The organism is Natrinema soli (genome assembly GCF_028618695.1).
The window spans coordinates 1-2,123 of the sequence record NZ_JAQIVI010000117.1 but is presented as its reverse complement, the minus strand read 5'-3'; the positions used below and the strand labels follow the sequence as shown (position 1 = coordinate 2,123).

General features: G+C 62.6%; 3 protein-coding genes. 1 reads left to right on the top strand and 2 read right to left on the bottom strand.

Annotated features, from left to right (window positions below):
- Together PGX04_RS07885 and PGX04_RS07880 are read right to left on the bottom strand one after the other, a co-directional pair.
- The coding region (locus PGX04_RS07885; RefSeq protein WP_273737996.1) for a 50S ribosomal protein L10 at positions 1 to 746 on the bottom strand (746 nt) is incomplete at its 3' end.
- 1 nt (position 747) lies between these two features.
- On the bottom strand, positions 748 to 1,380 hold the full coding sequence (locus tag PGX04_RS07880) for a 50S ribosomal protein L1 (RefSeq protein ID WP_273737995.1): 633 nt from the start codon (positions 1,378 to 1,380) through the stop codon (positions 748 to 750).
- Between the two features lie 321 nt (positions 1,381 to 1,701).
- Between PGX04_RS07880 and PGX04_RS07875 the strand changes: the two genes are divergently transcribed.
- The coding region (locus PGX04_RS07875) for a DUF8173 domain-containing protein (protein WP_273737994.1) at positions 1,702 to 2,123 on the top strand (422 nt) is incomplete at its 3' end.

Sequence of the window (2,123 nt, the reverse complement as noted above, 5' to 3'; positions counted from 1 at the left end):
TCGCCCGTGGCCTTGGCGATGAGCGTCGGGGCCGTCGTCGCGGTCGGGAAGCTCGCGTTGAGCGAGAGGTTCCGAGCGCGGGCGGCGGCCGTCGACACGTCGCTCCGGTAGGCGTCGACGTCGATGTCGAGGTCCTCCGGATTGAAGAGCACGCCGTCGGCGATGACGGCGCGAAGGTCGAGACCGACTTCCTTGGGCTCGATACCGAGTTCGTTGAGGACGTTCGTCAGATCCGCGGAGACGGTCCCGCCGGCCTCGAGGACCGTCGAGTCCTCCATGACCTGGATCGAACCCTCTTCGATGCGCGCGTTCGCGCCGACGCTCTGGAGTTCGCCGACGAACGGCCCCGGATCGACACCGGTGTCCCCTTCGGGGATGACGATATCGTTCGGGGCGACTTCGCCCTCGTTGATCGGTGCGGGCGTCTTGGACGCCTCGAGTTCCTTGTAGAGCGAGAACGGGTTCTCGTCGGTCCCGACGATACCCACCTGTCCCTCGATGTGCTCGACGAGGTCGCCGAGTCCGGCGTCCTCGAGCGCACGCGTCTGCAGGGTGTTGCGGCTGACGCGCAACACGGCGGTGCCGTGCAGGTCGCGGCGCATGTCCTGGAGCTGCTTCGAGGGAATGCCGGCGATGCCGACGACGCCGACGCTCTCGTACTCGTCGATGATCTGTGCGAGCTCGTCGACTTCCTCTTTCTTCCACTGGGGAAGGTTCTCGGTTTTGCGTTCAGCCTGTGCGCTCATTCTAGGCCACCTCCACGGACGGCCCCATCGTCGTCTTCACGTAGACGGCGTCGATGTTCTGGGGCCCCTTCTCGAGGTCGGCGTGCAGTCGGCGCAGGATGACGTCGATGTTGTCGGCGACGTCTTCGGCGTCCATCTCTTCGGACCCGACGAGCGTGTGGAACGTTCGTCGGTCGCCGGAGCGAAGCTGCACGGTACTTTTGAGTCGGTTGACGGTTTCGACGACGTCGTCGTCGGGCGCGAGCGGGTCCGGCATCTTCCCTCGGGGACCGAGAACGGTACCCAGGTGCCGGGCGATGTCTTGCATCATCGACTCTTCGGCGATGAAGAAGTCCGTCTCGTCGGCCATGTCCTTGGCGTCGTCGTCGTCCAGATCGGCCACGTCGTCGCCCGAGAGGACCTCGTCCGCCGCCTCTTCGGCGCGGACTGCGGTCTCACCCTCGGCGATGACGACGATGCGAGTTTCCTGGCCGGTTCCGGACGGCAGGACGATTGACTCGTCAACGCGGTTCGACGGTTCGTTCAGGTCTAAGTCGCGCAGATTAATCGCGAGGTCTACCGTCTCGGTAAAGTTCCGGTCCGGCGAGTCCTCGAGTGCGCGGGCTACTGCTGTTTGAATATCCGAATCTGCCATCGTTCACCTCCGTAGTACGCAGGGTGTGCTCCTACGGGTCAGTGAAACAGGCGATGCCTGTCTCTCTTGAACCAAGAGCCATCCCGAACTTAAACCCGTCGAACTGCGCGTACGCGCGAGTGCTGGCCGAACGCGGTAGTTTTCCGCTCTCGTTCCCGACGCCGGTGGTGCTCGTTGTCCGACCGATTTCACACTGATCCGACGTTCCACTGAATCGATACCATCGCGATAGTCTCTGAATAGCGAAAGTCACGATAATCGAAAGTTCTAATAGACGCCATAGTGTATCTCACTCCCATGTGGCCATTAGACTTATATACAATGGTTGGACAACCGGTCCTTGATTCGGTTGTCGTGGTGTCGGGGAATGGGGGGTATCTCGAGGCGTATCGGTCGATCGAACCGATCGTCCGGGCGGGAGTCCAGTTCGCCGGGACGATGCTCGTCGCGATGGTCGTTCTCGGAATGCTTCTGGAGTACGGCACGCGCGCAGTGACGAAATCTCGCCACAGCCCGATCATCTCTTGTTGTATCGGGCTCCCGGCACTGCTCGTCGTTGGCGGCCTCGCAAGCACGGGATATCTTCTCGTGGATACGAGCGTCGGGATCTTCTTTGGGATTCCGATGGTGATTCTCGGTGCGACGGTCCTGCCGGTGGTGACGGCGATCGGCTTCACCGCGATCGGCCGCACCATCGCCTCGCGGTTCGGTACCGATCGGCTGTGGGTCGGCGTCCTCGTCGG

Bases quoted from the DNA above. Each gene is read 5' to 3' on its own strand.
- PGX04_RS07880 (WP_273737995.1), bottom strand. From the start codon at position 1,380: ATGGCAGATTCGGATATTCAAACAGCAGTAGCCCGCGCACTCGAGGAC.